This is a genomic window from Bacillus paramobilis, assembly GCF_038096195.1.
GTDB lineage: Bacteria > Bacillota > Bacilli > Bacillales > Bacillaceae_G > Bacillus_A > Bacillus_A mobilis.
This window is the reverse complement of sequence record NZ_CP151108.1, coordinates 3,725,999-3,742,964: the sequence shown is the minus strand read 5'-3', so window position 1 is coordinate 3,742,964 and position 16,966 is coordinate 3,725,999. Positions and strand designations below refer to the sequence as shown.

17 protein-coding genes, 2 other RNA genes and 2 riboswitches are annotated in these 16,966 nt (G+C 35.7%); of the genes, 16 read left to right on the top strand and 3 right to left on the bottom strand.

Annotated features, from left to right (window positions below; all coding sequences use genetic code 11):
* Window positions 1-7 precede the first annotated feature (7 nt).
* The 4 genes from AABL52_RS19045 (at window position 8) to pbuX (ending at window position 3,626) form a co-directional block, all read left to right on the top strand.
* Window positions 8-481, top strand: a complete 474-nt coding sequence (locus tag AABL52_RS19045) for a GNAT family N-acetyltransferase (protein WP_341518204.1) — start codon at window positions 8-10, stop codon at window positions 479-481.
* A gap of 154 nt (window positions 482-635) precedes the next feature.
* On the top strand, window positions 636-1,382 hold the full coding sequence (locus tag AABL52_RS19040) for a type I methionyl aminopeptidase (RefSeq protein WP_341518203.1): 747 nt from the start codon (window positions 636-638) through the stop codon (window positions 1,380-1,382).
* Window positions 1,383-1,498: 116 nt separating this feature from the next.
* A riboswitch (purine riboswitch) is annotated at window positions 1,499-1,600 on the top strand.
* Window positions 1,601-1,706: 106 nt separating this feature from the next.
* Window positions 1,707-2,300 (top strand): xanthine phosphoribosyltransferase, encoded by a 594-nt coding sequence (locus AABL52_RS19035; protein ID WP_000866498.1) that lies wholly within the window; start codon window positions 1,707-1,709, stop codon window positions 2,298-2,300.
* Between the two features lie 3 nt (window positions 2,301-2,303).
* On the top strand, window positions 2,304-3,626 hold the full coding sequence (gene pbuX, locus AABL52_RS19030; RefSeq protein ID WP_016134027.1) for a xanthine permease PbuX: 1,323 nt from the start codon (window positions 2,304-2,306) through the stop codon (window positions 3,624-3,626).
* Window positions 3,627-3,641: 15 nt separating this feature from the next.
* Here the strand turns inward: pbuX and AABL52_RS19025 are convergent, their stop codons facing one another.
* Window positions 3,642-4,805 (bottom strand): DUF418 domain-containing protein, encoded by a 1,164-nt coding sequence (locus AABL52_RS19025; RefSeq protein WP_016134028.1) that lies wholly within the window; start codon window positions 4,803-4,805, stop codon window positions 3,642-3,644.
* A gap of 549 nt (window positions 4,806-5,354) precedes the next feature.
* Here AABL52_RS19025 and AABL52_RS19020 point away from each other — a divergent pair.
* Window positions 5,355-9,014: a dynamin family protein gene (locus tag AABL52_RS19020; protein ID WP_341518202.1), complete on the top strand. Its 3,660-nt coding sequence runs from the start codon at window positions 5,355-5,357 to the stop codon at window positions 9,012-9,014.
* A 3-nt stretch (window positions 9,015-9,017) separates the two neighbouring features.
* On the opposite strand, the gene AABL52_RS19015 is transcribed toward AABL52_RS19020, so the two are convergent.
* A complete protein-coding gene (locus tag AABL52_RS19015) occupies window positions 9,018-9,272 on the bottom strand; it encodes a DUF3931 domain-containing protein (RefSeq protein WP_000369740.1) in 255 nt (84 codons plus the stop codon).
* Between the two features lie 72 nt (window positions 9,273-9,344).
* Between AABL52_RS19015 and AABL52_RS19010 the strand changes: the two genes are divergently transcribed.
* From AABL52_RS19010 to ssrS (AABL52_RS18990), 5 genes are all read left to right on the top strand, one after another.
* The gene (locus AABL52_RS19010; protein WP_000117693.1) at window positions 9,345-9,812 is read left to right on the top strand and encodes a GNAT family N-acetyltransferase; all 468 of its coding nucleotides are present in this window, start codon (window positions 9,345-9,347) and stop codon (window positions 9,810-9,812) included.
* Between the two features lie 21 nt (window positions 9,813-9,833).
* Window positions 9,834-10,106, top strand: coding sequence for a YpbS family protein (locus AABL52_RS19005; protein WP_000451812.1), 273 nt, complete (start codon window positions 9,834-9,836; stop codon window positions 10,104-10,106).
* 2 nt (window positions 10,107-10,108) lie between these two features.
* Window positions 10,109-10,942, top strand: coding sequence for a sulfurtransferase (locus tag AABL52_RS19000; RefSeq protein ID WP_341518201.1), 834 nt, complete (start codon window positions 10,109-10,111; stop codon window positions 10,940-10,942).
* 116 nt (window positions 10,943-11,058) lie between these two features.
* A non-coding RNA gene (ssrS, locus tag AABL52_RS18995) (6S RNA) lies at window positions 11,059-11,241 on the top strand.
* A 21-nt stretch (window positions 11,242-11,262) separates the two neighbouring features.
* A non-coding RNA gene (ssrS, locus tag AABL52_RS18990) (6S RNA) lies at window positions 11,263-11,446 on the top strand.
* A 157-nt stretch (window positions 11,447-11,603) separates the two neighbouring features.
* Here ssrS (AABL52_RS18990) and AABL52_RS18985 read toward each other — a convergent pair.
* Window positions 11,604-12,053, bottom strand: coding sequence for a hypothetical protein (locus AABL52_RS18985; RefSeq protein WP_341518200.1), 450 nt, complete (start codon window positions 12,051-12,053; stop codon window positions 11,604-11,606).
* 83 nt (window positions 12,054-12,136) lie between these two features.
* Between AABL52_RS18985 and AABL52_RS18980 the strand changes: the two genes are divergently transcribed.
* The 6 genes from AABL52_RS18980 to AABL52_RS18955 all read left to right on the top strand — a co-directional run bounded on the left by AABL52_RS18980 (window position 12,137) and on the right by AABL52_RS18955 (window position 16,909).
* The gene (locus AABL52_RS18980; RefSeq protein ID WP_098259175.1) at window positions 12,137-12,448 is read left to right on the top strand and encodes a hypothetical protein; all 312 of its coding nucleotides are present in this window, start codon (window positions 12,137-12,139) and stop codon (window positions 12,446-12,448) included.
* Between the two features lie 3 nt (window positions 12,449-12,451).
* Window positions 12,452-13,690, top strand: a complete 1,239-nt coding sequence (locus AABL52_RS18975; protein WP_341518199.1) for a glutathionylspermidine synthase family protein — start codon at window positions 12,452-12,454, stop codon at window positions 13,688-13,690.
* Window positions 13,683-14,069: a DUF350 domain-containing protein gene (locus AABL52_RS18970; protein ID WP_000606861.1), complete on the top strand. Its 387-nt coding sequence runs from the start codon at window positions 13,683-13,685 to the stop codon at window positions 14,067-14,069. Before AABL52_RS18975 ends, AABL52_RS18970 begins: the two co-directional genes overlap by 8 nt.
* Window positions 14,070-14,197: 128 nt before the next feature.
* A riboswitch (M-box (ykoK) riboswitch) is annotated at window positions 14,198-14,363 on the top strand.
* A gap of 343 nt (window positions 14,364-14,706) precedes the next feature.
* Window positions 14,707-15,432, top strand: a complete 726-nt coding sequence (locus AABL52_RS18965; protein ID WP_000964972.1) for a cation-transporting P-type ATPase — start codon at window positions 14,707-14,709, stop codon at window positions 15,430-15,432.
* A 131-nt stretch (window positions 15,433-15,563) separates the two neighbouring features.
* A complete protein-coding gene (locus AABL52_RS18960) occupies window positions 15,564-16,430 on the top strand; it encodes a 5'-3' exonuclease (protein ID WP_341518198.1) in 867 nt (288 codons plus the stop codon).
* 338 nt (window positions 16,431-16,768) lie between these two features.
* The gene (locus tag AABL52_RS18955) at window positions 16,769-16,909 is read left to right on the top strand and encodes an FbpB family small basic protein (protein WP_001228045.1); all 141 of its coding nucleotides are present in this window, start codon (window positions 16,769-16,771) and stop codon (window positions 16,907-16,909) included.
* The last annotated feature ends 57 nt before the right edge of the window (window positions 16,910-16,966 follow it).

The window sequence follows — 16,966 nt, the reverse complement described above, 5'->3', positions numbered from 1 at the left end:
TGGAAGAATGATTTATACATATACAGTAATGACGCAAGAAGAAGCAGAAGAAATTGCATATAACTGGCATTATGAAGGGAAATATTCCTTTTACGATATAGAGGCAGATGAAGAAGATTTAGCTGAGTTTTTAGCGGGAGACCGTAGAGGGGATCATACATTTTCTGTGAAGGAAAATGGCGCTCTAATTGGTTTTTTAACTGTTTGTAAAATAAGTGATGGAGCGGTTGATATAGGTCTTGGAATGAAACCTGATATAACTGGAAATGGATTTGGATTACAGTTCATAAAAGCTGGACTAGCTTTTAGTAAAGAACAATATGGTTGCAATTATATAACATTATCAGTAGCGACATTTAATGAGAGAGCAATCAAAGTGTATAAAAGAGCAGGATTTGAAGCAGTTGGGACGTTTGTCCAGAAGACGAATGGTAGTTGTTTTGAGTTTTTGAGGATGAGTTATATATGTAAAAATAACTAAAAAACAGAGGGGGTCTTCTGTTTTTTTTATTTTGATTTAAAAATATATGATACATATTTTTGTACTTGTTGTAATTGGGAGTTTTGAAATTTTGACAGAGGATGTGTATGATTGAACTTTAGTAGCAAATAGTAGTTTAGCAAGGAGAGGTAGCATGGTTACAATTAAAACGAAAAATGAAATAGATTTGATGCACGAATCAGGGGAATTACTTGCCTCATGTCATAGGGAAATTGCGAAAATGATGAAACCAGGTATTACGACAAAAGAAATTGATACGTTTGTTGAAGCATATTTAGAAAAGCATGGTGCAATATCTCAGCAGAAAGGATATAACGGGTATCCATATGCGATATGTGCATCTGTAAACGATGAAATGTGTCATGGATTTCCGGCCGATATTCCTTTAACTGAGGGTGATATTGTAACAATTGACATGGTAGTAAACTTAAATGGTGGTCTTTCAGATTCTGCTTGGACGTATAGAGTTGGAAAAGTTTCTGATGAAGCAGAAAGGTTATTAGTAGTAGCTGAGAATGCTTTGTATAAAGGGATTGACCAGGCAGTAATCGGTAATCATGTAGGAGATATTGGCTATGCAATTGAAAGCTATGTAGCAAAGGAAGGTTTTTCTGTTGCAAGAGACTTTACAGGACACGGGATCGGTAAAGAGATTCATGAAGAACCAGCAATTTTTCATTTTGGTAAACAAGGACAAGGACCTGAGCTACAAGAAGGAATGGTAATTACAATTGAGCCCATTGTAAATGTAGGCATGCGCTATTCGAAAGTAGATTTAAATGGATGGACTGCAAGAACGATGGACAGTAAATTATCAGCTCAATATGAGCATACAATTGCGATTACAAAAGATGGTCCAATCATTTTAACGACACTTTGAAATAATATGTAAGAGTTTACAAAAATCGAACGAAAATGATATTTTTATAAAATTTGTACGTGTTTTGTTAATAAATGCTTTTCAAAGTATAAAAAGTGCGTTATAATCCATCTATAAAATAAATAGTTAGCTACACTCATATAATCGCGGGGATATGGCCTGCAAGTTTCTACCGAAGTACCGTAAATACTTTGACTATGAGTGAGGACGAATATATTTGCTTGTTTAGCATTCTTTTTTGCGAAACTCCAAAAGCGCGTCTCTCACTTGTAACGAGTGGTGGCGGCTTTTGGAGTTTTTTATTGCATAAGAGGGGGAACAAACATGAAAGTATTACAAGAAAAGATTTTGAACGAAGGAAAGGTTTTATCTGGTGACGTATTAAAGGTAGATGCATTTTTAAATCATCAAATTGACCCAGTACTTATGCAAGAGATCGGAAAAGAATTTGCTAACCGTTTTAAAGAAGAGAACATTACAAAAATCGTGACGATTGAATCTTCAGGCATTGCACCAGCAGTTATGGCTGCATTAGAGCTTGGTGTAAAAGTAATCTTTGCAAGAAAACGTAAATCGTTAACGTTACAAGATAATATGTACGTTGCAAACGTATACTCATTTACGAAACAAGAAACGAATGAAATTTCATTATCTCGAAATCATATCGATGAAACGGATCGTGTTTTAATTATCGATGACTTTTTAGCAAACGGTCAGGCTGCTTTAGGTTTAATGAGTTTAGTAGAGCAAGCAGGAGCAAGTATTGCAGGTATTGGTATTGTTATTGAAAAAGCATTTCAAGATGGAGGAAAGAAGCTTCGTGAGCAAGGAGTTCGTGTTGAGTCACTAGCAGAAATTGCATCACTTGATAACGGCACAGTTACATTTGTACAGCATGAAACTGCGGAGGTGAAATAAGCAATGAAGCAACATCCATTTAAAATTGCATCGCTTGGTATGCAGCATATGCTTGCTATGTACGCTGGCGCAATTATCGTTCCGCTTATTGTGGGCGGCGGACTTGGTTTAAATCAAAAAGAGTTAACATACTTAGTCTCAATTGATTTATTAATGTGCGGCGTTGCGACAATTTTACAAGCATTATCAAATCGCTTTTTCGGTATTGGACTCCCAGTTGTACTTGGTTGTACATTTACAGCAGTTGGGCCGATGATTGCAATCGGAAAACAATACGGCGTATCTTCTATTTATGGAGCAATTATTGCTGCCGGGTTATTCGTTGTTATTTTTGCGAAATTATTTGGAAAGCTTGTAAAACTGTTTCCACCTGTTGTAACAGGATCTGTCGTTACCGTAATTGGAGTTACACTTGTTCCAGCAGCAATTAATGATATGGCTGGAGGAGTAGGAAGTAAGGATTTCGGTAGTCTTGAAAATTTAGCGTTAGCATTTGGTGTGTTACTATTTATCATCATTATGTATCGTTTTTTTGACGGATTTATTCGTTCGATCTCTATTTTACTAGGTCTATTGTTCGGTACAATCGTTGCGGCATTTATGGGGAAAGTAAGCTTGCAAGCAGTTGGAGAGGCTGATTGGTTCCATGGTATTCAGCCATTTTACTTCGGAACACCAACGTTTGAATTGACGCCAATTATTACTATGATTTTAGTTGCTTGCGTAGGGATTGTAGAAGCGACAGGTGTTTACTTTGCATTATCTGATATTTGCAATAAAAAGATTGGTGAAAAAGAATTAACAAAAGGCTATCGCGCAGAAGGATTAGCGATGGTGTTAGGTGGTATTTTCAACGCGTTCCCATATACAACATACTCTCAGAATGTAGGACTTGTTCAATTAACTGGAGTAAGAAATCGCGTTATTATTTATACTTGTGGTGGTATGTTAATCGTTCTTGGGTTCATTCCAAAAATCGCAGCGATTACAACAATCATTCCGAAATCAGTACTTGGCGGTGCAATGTTAGCGATGTTCGGTATGGTAATGGCATATGGTATTAAAATGTTAAGTAGCGTTGATTTTGGTAAACAAGAAAACTTATTAATCGTTGCATGTTCTGTAGGAATTGGGCTTGGGGTTACAGTTGTTCCTACATTATTCTCACAACTTCCTGAAAACATTCGTATTTTAACAGATAACGGAATTGTACTTGGAAGTGCGTCAGCAGTACTTTTAAATATTGTATTTAATATGGTGCCGCAGCGTAAAGCGAAAGTAAAAGAAGAGCCAGTGTCTATGCAAAGTGCAGTAAGGGAAGCGTAAAAAAGCAAGGTCTCGTTATGAGACCTTGCTTTTCTTTTTAAGTGGCATCATTTTCCCGTACGTACCAAGACGCCAAATGTACTCAAGTGGTCCGTATTGATAACGTGATAGCCACCAGCGGCTAATAAAGATTTGTAATGTGTAGAAACCGATGCAGAATAGTGGTCCTACCCATAATGGAGCAAGATAATCATTTTTGAACAATAGTCCGAATACAAGTAACGTAACGATTGTATGTGAAATGTAGTTTGTTAACGCCATTCGTCCAACGTATTGGAATGGTCGTAATAATGTTTGCCATCTTTCTTTTTGTAATAAGCGCATGAGCGTGAAAATGTAGAAGATGAATAATGTCTTTCCGCTAAACATTGTAAAGGCCTGCATATAAATTGGTTCATAAGATGGTTTTGATAAGAAATAACGGACCATGAAGAACCACATTGGCAATGTTAAAATGAACATAATAATTTGCCATTTTTTAAGCTTTGGATCTAATTCTTTCGTACGGCGGAAAATATCCTTTTTGCCGGCATATAAACCAAGTAAAAATAGCCCAACTGTTTCTGGGAGCATGAATACGTTTAGTTCAATTCCATCAGCATAAAATGCATGGAAACGATTTTGTATTTGTGACACCCAGTCTTCAAGTGGCATGATTGGTAAGGATAACCCAAGTTCCTCCTTTGGTATGAAGGCAATCCCAATACTAGCAATTAGCATAAGAAACTGAAAAATACTTAATAAAACGATTGCCCATATTAAAATGGTACGAGGTTCTCTCTTATAAAATAAAAATAAGAAAAATCCAGCGATTGCATACGTATGTAAAATGTCTCCGTCCCATAAAAGAACGTAATGTAAGAAACCAAATAATAATAAAATAAGTAAGCGACGAACAAATAAAGTTTTTGGTCGATCTGTTTTCGCTTCAGCGCGAGTCATAAAAATGTAAAAGCCTAGGCCAAATAAAAATGAAAAGATAGTATAAAACTTTGTTTGAATAAACATATCGTAAAACAGACGGATATAGCTATCTAGCCCCTCATAAATTCCTGAAAGATCACGTGAGTCAATCCCAGCGATAACAGGCCAGTTTACAAGAAAAATACCGAGTACAGCTATTCCTCTAATAATATCGATGGAGTGTATCCTCTCGCCTTGCGCAATATTTTGTGTCATTATTTTCCTCCTTGTTAAGTAATTCCCTTTTATTATACAAAATGTAAGATGGAGGGTATAGGGTAGATTTCCATTTTTTTTAACTATTAAGTTGCGTAGTATGAGATATAATAAGAGTGCACAACAAGTTTTAACCTTCTTCAAAACAGGCAGTAAAGCTCCTTCTTATAAGGGGCTTTCTTTATGAAAAGTGTTGATAATGATTCTCTTTAATGATAAAATGTATTCAAAAGTGATAATCATTATCAAAAAAAGGTTGGTGCATGAGTATGGTATATGCATTAGTAGCAGGTACAGTTGCTGTATATGCAGTTATTGCAAAGTATGTTTTAAATGGAGTAGGAACAGCAAAATGAGTGATATGACATAAAATCCCTTTCATTTGTAAAAAGAATGAAAGGGATTTTTTATTTTTAATGAGAATATGCTGAAAATTTAGTATGATAGTAAAGTGAAACTGTAATCAATGGGTAGGGGTAACTCTCACTGATTACGAGCTCGCAAATAGCGGGTATAGTATATACATCTTGGATAAAGGGGAACAAGGGGATGACAAACATAGTACAGACAAACGGTATGAAAAAACTTGTTTGTTTTTATGAAGAGTGGCAAAAACACGGCGATGCAGAGAATAGTTTAAAGTTGTTTGAGGTGATTCAAAAATATAAGCAAGAGCAGCTTATGATAGCGTTCTGCGGTCACTTCTCTGCAGGGAAATCAACGATGATGAATCATCTATATAAAGCACAGTTATTACCAACAAGTCCAATTCCGACAAGCGCTAACGTTGTTAAAATTGAAAAAGGGATGGATCGTGTTGTTGTAACGGTTAAATCTGGAGAACAGTACGAGTATGACGGTGCATATTCAGCTGAAGAGTTAAAACAAATTTGTAAAGACGGTGATGAGGTAATTGGTGTTCACATTTATCGGAATGATGCGCCAATTCCGGAGGGTGTTATGTTAGTTGATACACCAGGGATTGATTCAACAGATGATGCCCATCAACTAGCGACAGAATCAACGCTGCATCTAGCAGACGTAATTTTTTATATGATGGATTATAATCACGTCCAATCGGAAGTGAATTTACAATTTGTTAAAGAATTGAAACAACGTAATAAAACGGTTTATCTCGTTGTAAATCAAATAGATAAACATAAAGAAAATGAATTATCGTTTGAGGATTATAAAGATAGTGTAAAACAATCGTTCTCTAACTGGGATATTGAAGTAGATGGAGTGTATTATACTTCATTACGAATGATGAACCATACACATAATGAAATTGGAAGCTTAGAAAAATTAATTACTTCTATTATGAAAGAAAAAGAGCGGTATGTCAGAGATGGAATGGAGCGAGAAACAGAATATTTAATGGGGGAACATTTCTCGTTTATTCTTTCTGAAAATGAAAAAGCTCTTTTGAAATATGAGGAAGAGTTAGCATCACCGCTTTCCATTTCAGCGATAGTTGAAAAGAAAGAAGAGCTAACGGAAACTAAACATCGCGAGGCTAGTAAAGAATCTCATGTGAGACACGAATTTATAAAAGGCTTACAAGCTATATTAGATAACGCGTATTTAATGCCATTTGAAATGAGAGAATTGGCAAATGCGTATTTAGAAACGAAATTAACTAAGTTTAAGGTCGGTTTGCTATTTGCGAAAGGAAAGACGGAGCAAGAAAAACAGAGACGTTTAGATGCTTTTTATTCTGCCTTGCAAAAGACTGTTGAAACGCAACTTGATTTCCATGTGAAAGAATTTATTGTTACCTTCTTAAAAGAAGAAGGATTGTTTACAGAGGAAATTGGGAAAGACATATATGCATTAGAAATTGCTTTTGGACCAGAAATGTTAGCCGAAGTCATTAAACAAGGTGCAGGTTTCACGGGTGATTACTTACTTCTTTATACAGCGGATGTAGCGAATGAACTGAAGAAACGTTATTTTACAAAAGCACGACAAATTTTTGATAAAAGTGCAGTCGTTTTAAAGCAAAAGGTGAAGGAAGAAGTTGCTCGTATTGAAGAAGAGATAGAAAAATATACGATGTTGCAAACGGCAAAAGAAACGAAATTGCAATACAGTAACAATTTAGAGACATATGAAAGTTATTTGCAAAATGTTTGGCACGAGCGTATTGCTACACCAGAAGGATTGCAAATAGAGGAGATATTGCAAAGTAAAACACAAATTGTTAGTGAGAAATTCACACTACAAGAGCAGGAAAGCGTAAACGGTAACGTAATGGCTCGTGAGGAAGAGATAAAAGGAACGGCAGCTTTAAATATTCAGCGTATATTAGAGAAAGTGAAGAAAGCTGAAACGATATTAGAGCCATTGCCAGCGCTGAAACACGTACAGCAAGAGGTAATAGAAAAAAGGCGTCGTGTGGAAACGAAACAATTTACAGTAGCGTTATTCGGAGCTTTTAGTGCTGGGAAATCATCATTTGCCAATGCATTGCTTGGTGAGAAGGTACTTCCTGTGTCACCAAATCCGACGACGGCAACGATTAATCAAATTTTGCCAGTTACAGAGGGAAAACCACACGGAACAGTAATCGTTCAATTTAAATCAAAGCAAGCTCTATTAGAAGATATGAAAGCTGTTTATAAGCTGTTTCATTTTGAGATTACTACGTTAGATGAAGCGTTAGCACAAATTGATAAAGTTATGAAATATCCTTCACCAACTGGGAAGCAAAAAACAACATTTAGCTTTTTACGAGCGGTACAAAAAGGGTATGATACGGTTTCTGCTCATTTAGGAGAGCAAGTACAAGTTACATTAGAAGAGTTTTCTGATTATGTAGCGAATGAAGAAAAATCATGTTTTGTTGAGTACATGGAGCTGTATTATGATTGTGCTTTAACAAGGCAAGGAGTAGCGCTTGTAGACACACCTGGAGCGGATTCCATTAACGCTCGCCATACGGACGTTGCGTTCCAGTATATTAAAAACGCGGATGCTATTTTATTTGTAACATATTATAATCATGTGTTCTCTCGTGCTGACCGTGAATTTTTAATCCAGCTTGGTCGTGTAAAGGATACGTTTGCTCTTGATAAAATGTTCTTCTTAATTAATGCGGCCGATTTAGCAGAGTCTGAAGAAGAACTTGAAATGGTAAAAGGGTATATCGCAGACCAGTTACTGCAATACGGTATTAGAAATCCGCGTTTATTTGCAATTTCAAGTTTATGTGCGCTTGAAGAGAAACAAGGAAAGGATATTGAAAAAGAAAAATACGGTATATTACAAAACTCTGGGATTGCGAAGTTTGAGGAATCATTTACATCCTTTATGATGAGAGATTTAATGCTCGTATCTGTTCATGCTTTATATGGTGCATTGCAAGGAGCAGATCAGCTTTTAGTAAATATGATAAATGGTGCAAAGCAGGGGAATGAAGAGAAAGAGAAGCAAACGAAAAAATATGAAGCAGAGCGTGATCAACTACTTCATATTATTTCATCATATAGTGTGCTTGCTGAAGAGCAGGCGATGCAAAATGAAGTGAAAGAATTGCTTTATTACGTGCAACAGCGTCTATTCCTACGCTATAACGATGTGTTTACTGAATTTATTAATCCAGCATCGCTGCGAACGGATGGAAATGTGAAAGTACAGTTGCAGCAGTGCGTTATGGAATTAGTAGCATTTATTCAGCATGATTTATTACAAGAAATGCGTGCGACATCATTACGCCTTGAAAAATGGATAGATGAAGCGATGAAACGTGCAAAGAATGAAATTGTGGTGAACTGTAAAGTAGAAAATGAATCAATTTCTATGAGTGGAACAGTGGATTATGAATATAAAGATATTACACATAAAGAACCGTTCCCTTCAGTTGAAATAAAAGATTTCAAAAAAGCATTGGCACATTTTAAAAATGAAAAAAGCTTTTTTGAAAAAAATGATAAAGCTTTCATGCAAGAAGAGGCTAAAGTTGTATTAGAGCCTTTCGTATCAAACTATGTAGCTGATGAAAAAGATTTATTTGTTCATCATTATAAGCAAGAATGGGATATGAAATGGAACTTATTCCAAAAAGTGATGCAGCAAGATGTGATGAACTACTATGAAAGTATATTATTTGCATTGGCTGAAACGATTGATGTATCACTATATGAACAAAGTAAAAAACAATTGCAAAAACAATTAGTGGAGATTGAAAAAGAAATTTATGTGATCTAGTCGTTATGAGAAAAAGATTCGTTCGATTTTCTTTTGCAGTACTGTATCTAAAGATTTGACAAACCCAGCAAATTCATCGGTAGAAATCATATGAGTAAGAACGAGTCGTCTGCCGTCTGGTGTTTCACCGCATAAGACGAATGAAGAAAATTCATATGTTTTGTTTTCTACTACTAATTTTGGATAGGAATACGTGTCGCTTTTCTTCTTCTTTCCATCAATAGAGATGACGTTGCATTTTTTCTCATTGTTGTCCATGGTGAATCCCTCCTTTCTATTACTTATGGTAGACAAGGAGGGATTAGAACAATAGGGAAAGGGGAATTTTTTATGAGTGTAGTAATAGAGTCTATTTCGAAAGAAGCTATACCGAAACCTTTATTATTGCTTGCTGATCCAAGTGAGCAGCAAATTGATGCATATGTACAAAGAGGCTTAACATATGTAGCTAAGCAAGAGGAGAGAGTTATAGGTGTATATGTTCTTTTGGAAACAAGGCCGAAGACGATGGAAATTATGAATATTGCGGTTGTAGAGCATTTGCAAGGAAAAGGGATTGGGAAGAAGCTATTAAGTCATGCTGTAGAAACTGCTAAAGGATATGGTATGTCAAAACTTGAAGTTGGTACAGGCAATTCTAGTGTTTCACAACTTGCTTTATATCAAAAATGTGGATTTCGTATTTTTTCTATTGATTTTGATTACTTTTCAAAGCATTATGAAGAAGAGATTATTGAAAATGGGATTGTATGCCGTGATATGATTCGGCTTGCAATGGAATTGACTCAGAACGTATAACTTATTTAGGGGGAAGAGAAGATGGAAGTACATAAAGCAATTACAGCACATTCTCGTAAACAAAATGAAAGTGTGAAAGCATGTTTACAATTAGATGCGCAGCGTGAAGCAGCTATTGAAGCAGCCGTATCTCTTGCGTCAAATGGGAAAGAATTTTCGGTTGATGTCATTAATGTTGTAACAAAACAAATTAATGCTCTTGCAAAAAATGGTGTTACACTAGAGCGTAAATATGTTACAAAAGAAATGGTTATGGAGTATGTAAGTCGTTTGCAAGAGAAAGAAGGTCGTTAAAGATGATAGTTGCAGTCGAATGGTTACGTGAGCATATAGAAGATGAGAACGTCCGTATAATCGATTGTCGTTTTGATTTAGCGAATCCTAATTGGGGTAGAGAAAAGTATGAGGAAGAACATATTCTTCATGCGTTATATTTTGATTTAAATTTAGATTTATCAAGTCCTGTAACAGAACATGGTGGTCGCCATCCGTTGCCGAATATTGAGGAGTTTGCAGACAAGCTTTCGCAAGCTGGTATTGATGAACATACGAAAGTAATTGCATATGACAGTGAAGCGGGTGCAAATGCTTCTCGTCTCTGGTGGTTATTAAACTATGTAGGACATGAGAAAGTATATATATTAGATGGCGGATTTCCAGCTTGGAAAGAGAATGGACTACCGGTAACAACGGAAATTCCTGTTGCTAAACGAAAAGCATTCAAAGCAAATGTACAAGATCATATGCTTGTAACGATGGGAACGGTCAAAGAGAATATTCATGCAGGTGCAGATATTACGTTAATTGATTCTAGAGAGCCAAAACGGTATGCTGGTGTAGAGGAACTTGTGGATCCAAAAGCGGGACATATTCCAACAGCAGTAAACTATTTTTGGAAGGATGGAATTGTACAATCAGGACAATTTAAGAGTGAAGCTCAGCAACAAGAACGATTCCAAAATCTTGCGAAAGATAAGGAAACAATTGTATATTGTGGTTCTGGTGTTACAGCATGTCCAAACATCCTTGCATTGAAATTGGCTGGATTCCAAAATGTTAAATTGTATGCAGGTAGCTGGAGTGATTGGATTTCTTATCCAGAAAATCAAATTGCAAAAGAAGAAGATTAATCACTTGCATGCAAAAATAATTTGTATTAAAATAAGGTCACAAGCAAGAAATTGCTCGAAAAACTTTGTATTTTACACATTGGAAACAATGTGATAATATAACGACAAGTAAATAATACATCCTGCGGTGTACGTAACTTATTTATGTCTAAAACCGATGTTAGTTATACGGAAGCTCAATATTTAGCGACCATCATCAAGCCTTCCTTGTGGAGGAAGATGTACGGTAACTGTGAGGGCATCCACCTGCGAGTAGCGGGTTTTTGGACATTTACGAGGAGCGGCACGTGCGGGGGTCTTATTTCAACTAACATTATATAAAATTCCTACGGTGTACGTAGCTTATGTATGTCTTAAACCAATAAGTTTAATATGGAAGTTCAATATTTAAATGTAGCTAACATGCCATCTTTTTAAGAAGGAAGTTACAAACATTTGTGAGAGCATCCACCTGTGAGAGCAGGTTTATGGACATCTAGAGAGAACGGCATATGTGGGGCTAAATAAAAACCTTACGTTTTATACGTAAGGTTTTTTTGTTGCATACATATATCCATGTTATCCCGCTTTAATGGGCAGTAAGACCCCCACCTCCAAATTCAGCGAAAGCAAAGAAGTTAGGTGGGGGATGAAGAAAATCCCCACTGATTAAAGTTTCACTTTATCTCGATTCACCTGTGAAATTTCCATAATAAATATAGCACTTTCTGTCTTCATCAATCTCTCTTGAATCTAAAGTGAACTCCATATGCATGCCGTCGCGCTGAATATATATAATATCTGAATGAAGAGATGGTAAAATTTCTTCATAGTTCCATACATCTTGACTTTCAATCAAGTTTGAACTCGTATCCTTTAGCTCTCTAATTTCAAAACCGATGTTGAAGTAAGTGGGATCTGAAGGGTCGTTAGAAAAAGTTTCTTGCTGAAGATATATAACTGCTGTTCCGTCTGGATCGACTGAAGTTGCAGTAACAACATATGTATTTTTATCTTTTATAAAATATTCACAAGTCATGCGTGCGATGATTTCAGAATTAGAAATATTTGTGTAATTCCATAAAGCAGGATACCCTTTCGTTTCATCATTAAGTCGATATTCTAATCGCATTTTATCCCTCTTCTTCCTTTTTCTTCTACTTTATCATGCCATCCTATATAATAGGAATAGAATTTAAAAAGGGGAGTGCGAAGGTGACAAAAACGAAATGGCTAGTAGGTGGTGTCATAACGTCTTTAATGACTGGCACCTTATTTGGCTGCGCACAAGATCTTCCCCCAAAACCGAATGATAATAGTTGTTCAGATTGGGATTGGGATGATGAACTTGGGGTATGGCAGTGTGATGATAGTAGTTCAGGTTATCGTGGGCATTACTTCTATGGTGGGAGATACTATCAAAATAAATCAGCTTTTAAAAATTCATCGGCGTTTAAATCGTATCAATCGTCTGCGGAATTTAAAGGTGGAATTGGGAGCGGTTCAAAGGGAGGATTTGGGGGCTAACATATGTCGCAATACATAAGGGAACGAAAAGAGTTTTATTCGAAATATCCGGATTTCTGGTCGGATTTATATGAATGTGAGTATAGTTTGTTTCATGTTTTCTCTATAACAAATGAGACTATGAAACAATTACAAGTAGCGACTGAACGAATGGGAAAAATATTTTTTAAGACTGCTAAACTTTTGCGTAATTTAAGTGACGAACAGTTTCTTGAACTTGGGTTTCCTCCTGCGAGCCTAGCGTTCATTAGAATGAAAGGATTATATCCTGAATCTGTTATTTCGCGATTTGATTTCGTATTAACAGATGATAACCAAATTAAAATGCTTGAGTTTAATAGTGATACGCCAACTTTTATTATGGAATGCTTTCAAATGAATGGAAAAGTTTGCGGAAAACTAGGCTACGATGATCCAAACTTGGATCAAGAACGATTGCTATCTTCTGGTGTTACAAAAGCCGTTATGGAAGTGACAAAGGGAATAGATAACCCAAATGTTGTTTTTACAGCACATCATGAACATATTGAGGATTGGAATACGACTATGTATTTGAGTCAGTTATGCCATGTTGAAAATAAAGTAGTGCCAATGTCAGAACTTAGAATTACAAAAGATGCTTTAGTGGATAGCGATGGAGTACCGATTGATGTTTTATATCGTCAAACATATCCGATAGAAGATTTAATTGAGGATCAAGATCCTGAAACAGGAGACTTGGTAGGTGTGGAACTGTTGCAACTTGTAAAAGCCGGAAAGCTTTTTATAATAAATCCTCTGTCAGCATTTTTACTTCAGCCCAAATCAATTCAGTGTCTGATTTGGGGGTTAGCAGAAGAAGAGGCCTTTTATACAAATGAGGAACAACAGTGGATTAAAGAATATATGTTACCTACATATTTAGAACGAGATTTATTTTTAGGAAAAGGTTCTTTCGTTCAAAAACCTTCATTTGGTAGAGAAGGGGACACAATTACCGTTCGTGATAAGGACGAAAATATTATGATGCAAAATGCACATCAAACGTATAAAGCGTCACTGCCGATATTTCAAAAATATATAGAACTTCCAGTCGTATCCTTGGAAACAGAAAAAGGGATGGAGAAACTGTCGTATGTGTTTGGTTCGTTTTTAATTGCTGGAAAAGCGAGTAGTATCGGTATTCGCGCTGGGGAAAAAATTACGGGGAATGAATCGTACTATTTACCGGTAGGGATAAAAAGGAGGAAAGTATATGATTAATTTTTTATTATATTTAGCAGTAACACTGGGACTTTTATGCATTGGTCTTTTCCTAATGGAAGTGACAACGAAAGTAAAAGAATTTAAGTTAATGGCTCAAGGAAATAAGGCGGTAAGCTATGTGCTTGGAGGACGATTACTTGGGTTAGCTATTGTTTTGTATTCGACAGCAGCTAATTCCATTTCACTTCTTGATATGGTTTCGTGGGGAGCAGTTGGTATTTTGGCTCAAATTATCGTTTATTATTTAGCTGAGTGGCTTACACCACGCTTTAATATAAACAAAAGTCTTGAAGAAGATAATCAAGCAGTCGGTCTGTTTCTTATGTTTTTATCGCTTTCCATTGGGATTGTAATTGCAGGTTGTATAACTTATTAAAAAACTTTACGCTCAAACGTAAAGTTTTTTATTTTTATATACGTTAGTTTGCCATACCTTTCGAAAAAATTGTAGGCTACTGTTGACATCTATTTTAAATAAGAGTAACATTTTCTATGTAATAAAAAATAAGTCTCTGTTAGGTGAGGCTCCTGTATAGAGAAATGCTACTGCCCAAAAATGTCGAGAGACGCCAATGGGTCAACAGGAATGATCGAATTAAGGTTTTTCTTAACGTAGCTGGTAATGTACCTATGCTATACAGTGCTAAAACTCGGCGAGGGAGAGGTCCGTAGATTTCTAATTGTATTAGGAATCGTTTATTTGTGTATGTCATGACCTTTACTCTTTTCAGAGTAAGGGTCTTTTTGTTACAAAGCTATGAGTAATTTCATAGTATAAACTATAAAATTAAACGAGGAGGTGAGGAGCATGTCAAATTCTGACTCGGTTCCGTTACCCATATACTTCAATTCAAAAATATATGATGTAGGCAGGAAACGACTTGTTCCTCCCTCTATATTTATCATAATGTAGCGTTTATATGCATGCTTAAGCGCTAGACACTGTTAAGGTAAAGTGGATAAATTGAGAAACAAAGCGTTTCTTCCTATGTTGTACAGGAGGAGACGATAATATGTTATATGCAAACAAAACTGTGGGTAACACGTCATATAAATTAAGTAAAAAATCAATGAAAGAACAAACAATGCTTCAAAAAAATAAAGATTTATTAATTGAAATCGCAACGAGAGATGTAAAATCTGTATTTGCGTATTTTAAAACAACAAGAGACGGATTATCTATGAAAGAGGCGCAAAAACGCATTCAAGTATACGGCCGAAATGAATTAACTTCAAAAAGAGCGCGTATTGCGGAAGTAATGATGAAGCTAAGTGGAATGATTCCAGGTTTTTCAAAACAACATGTGCGTGATGGATCACAATGTGAGAAAATTACTGTGTCTCGAGTAGAATGTTCTAGTGTAACAGGGTTAACCGGTGAATTAAAAATGATGAATTTGCCAGTACAAGAGCTTGTTCCTGGTGATATGATTTTTCTTTCAGAAGGTGATATAGTACCAGCAGATGTACGTATCATTTATGCGAATGATTTATTGGTAAATGAATCTGTGCTAACAGGAAAAGATACAAATATTGAGAAATTTGAAAGCTGCTATCACCTTGAGCGCAAAAGATTTATTCCTTTAAAACGAATGAAAGACTATAATCCACTTGAACTTGAAAACGTATGTTTCAAAGGGACGTATATTGTTGGCGGAAACGCAAAGGCTGTAGTTGTTTCGACTGGGAAAAATACGTATTCAGGAATTCTTCATACTTGTTGTAGTAGAATGTCTTAATGTGTAAATGATGCTAAATATACAAAAACAATGTATAATAGACAAAGTTGAAAAAACGTAGAATGGTAATCTATTTATATAACCTTACGTGATGACGTGGGGTTATTATTTTTTGTAGTAGGAGAGGGATTATGAAAAAAGTATTATTAGTTGATGGTATGGCACTATTATTTCGTGCTTTTTACGCAACAAGTGTCTACGGACAATTTATGAAACGACAAGATGGTACCCCTACAAACGGGATTCATGGTTATATGAAACATTTATTAACAGCTATGCAAGCAATTGAACCGACACATATCGTAACATGCTGGGATATGGGAAGTACGACATTTAGAACAGAATCGTTCTCAAATTATAAAGCGAATCGTGCAGCGCCGCCTGAAGAATTAATTCCGCAATTTGATTTAGTACAAGAAATGACTGCGAAATTGTCTATTCCAGTTATCGGTATGAAAGGGTATGAAGCGGATGATTGTATCGGTACGCTTGCAAAACAATACTGCAATGAAGCAGAAGTATATATTTTAACAGGTGATACGGATTTACTTCAGCTTGTTGATAAGAACGTTACAGTTATGCTCTTGCGCAAAGGTATCGGAAATTACGAATATTATACACCAAAGAAGATCATGGAAGAAAAAGGTGTGAAACCTTGGCAAATCGTGCATGCGAAAGCATTCATGGGAGATACGAGCGATAATTACCCAGGTGTAAAAGGTATCGGGGAAAAAACAGCGTATAAACTGATTCAAGAGCACGGAACAGTAGCAACTGTACTAGAAAATGTATCATCATTAACGAAAGCACAGCGTACAAAGATTGAAAGTGATTTAGAGAACTTAAATATTTCATTACAATTAGCACAAATTCACTGTGAAGTTCCAATTTCATGTTCACTAGAAGAAGGATTACACACAATGGATGAAGAAAAACTTAGATTCGTTTGTGAAGAAATGAATTGGGGAAGACCTGAAATATTAATCAATATGCTATAAATACTAGGAAGACCGATTACAAGTAAAATGAATCGGTCTTTCTTTTTTTGTATGTTCACAAAGTTGTCAGAAAATAAACGGAATTTTCATATGAAGTTCAAATAGAATTCACAACAATCAATTATTATAAGAACAACCAGATAATTCTTTATCTTTTATCCCGCTTTAATGGGCAGTAAGACCCCCACCTCAAAATTCAGCGAAAGCAAAGAATTTAGGTGGGATCAACTGCCCATAAAAGTCCGATTGGTGAGGGCTGATAATCAGTGGGGATGAAGAACCCCCCACTGATTAAAGTTTCACTTTATATAAACCATCCCCCAAGGAGGAAAATGAAAATGAGAAAAAAAGTGAGAAAATCTTTTAAACAATTATTAATTGAAAATAAACAATCACTATTAAATAATAAAGAAAATATGAAAGAAATTGAAGAAAGAATTGAGAAACGACATGTAGCATACAGAGTTGCTAGTAATTGAGTAAGATAATTTGGCCTATGAAAAAAGCTTGTAGTTTGGATACTATCCAAACTACAA

Coding starts and splice junctions, on each gene's coding strand:
- AABL52_RS19005 (WP_000451812.1), top strand. CDS start 9,834: ATGGAAGTACATAAAGCAATTACAGCACATTCTCGTAAACAAAATGAA.
- AABL52_RS18975 (WP_341518199.1), top strand. CDS start 12,452: ATGTCGCAATACATAAGGGAACGAAAAGAGTTTTATTCGAAATATCCG.
- AABL52_RS18965 (WP_000964972.1), top strand. CDS start 14,707: ATGTTATATGCAAACAAAACTGTGGGTAACACGTCATATAAATTAAGT.
- AABL52_RS19000 (WP_341518201.1), top strand. CDS start 10,109: ATGATAGTTGCAGTCGAATGGTTACGTGAGCATATAGAAGATGAGAAC.
- AABL52_RS19045 (WP_341518204.1), top strand. CDS start 8: ATGATTTATACATATACAGTAATGACGCAAGAAGAAGCAGAAGAAATT.
- AABL52_RS19040 (WP_341518203.1), top strand. CDS start 636: ATGGTTACAATTAAAACGAAAAATGAAATAGATTTGATGCACGAATCA.
- AABL52_RS19020 (WP_341518202.1), top strand. CDS start 5,355: ATGACAAACATAGTACAGACAAACGGTATGAAAAAACTTGTTTGTTTT.
- AABL52_RS19010 (WP_000117693.1), top strand. CDS start 9,345: ATGAGTGTAGTAATAGAGTCTATTTCGAAAGAAGCTATACCGAAACCT.
- pbuX (WP_016134027.1), top strand. CDS start 2,304: ATGAAGCAACATCCATTTAAAATTGCATCGCTTGGTATGCAGCATATG.
- AABL52_RS18960 (WP_341518198.1), top strand. CDS start 15,564: ATGAAAAAAGTATTATTAGTTGATGGTATGGCACTATTATTTCGTGCT.
- AABL52_RS18985 (WP_341518200.1), bottom strand. CDS start 12,053: ATGCGATTAGAATATCGACTTAATGATGAAACGAAAGGGTATCCTGCT.
- AABL52_RS19015 (WP_000369740.1), bottom strand. CDS start 9,272: ATGGACAACAATGAGAAAAAATGCAACGTCATCTCTATTGATGGAAAG.
- AABL52_RS19025 (WP_016134028.1), bottom strand. CDS start 4,805: ATGACACAAAATATTGCGCAAGGCGAGAGGATACACTCCATCGATATT.
- AABL52_RS18955 (WP_001228045.1), top strand. CDS start 16,769: ATGAGAAAAAAAGTGAGAAAATCTTTTAAACAATTATTAATTGAAAAT.
- AABL52_RS19035 (WP_000866498.1), top strand. CDS start 1,707: ATGAAAGTATTACAAGAAAAGATTTTGAACGAAGGAAAGGTTTTATCT.
- AABL52_RS18970 (WP_000606861.1), top strand. CDS start 13,683: ATGATTAATTTTTTATTATATTTAGCAGTAACACTGGGACTTTTATGC.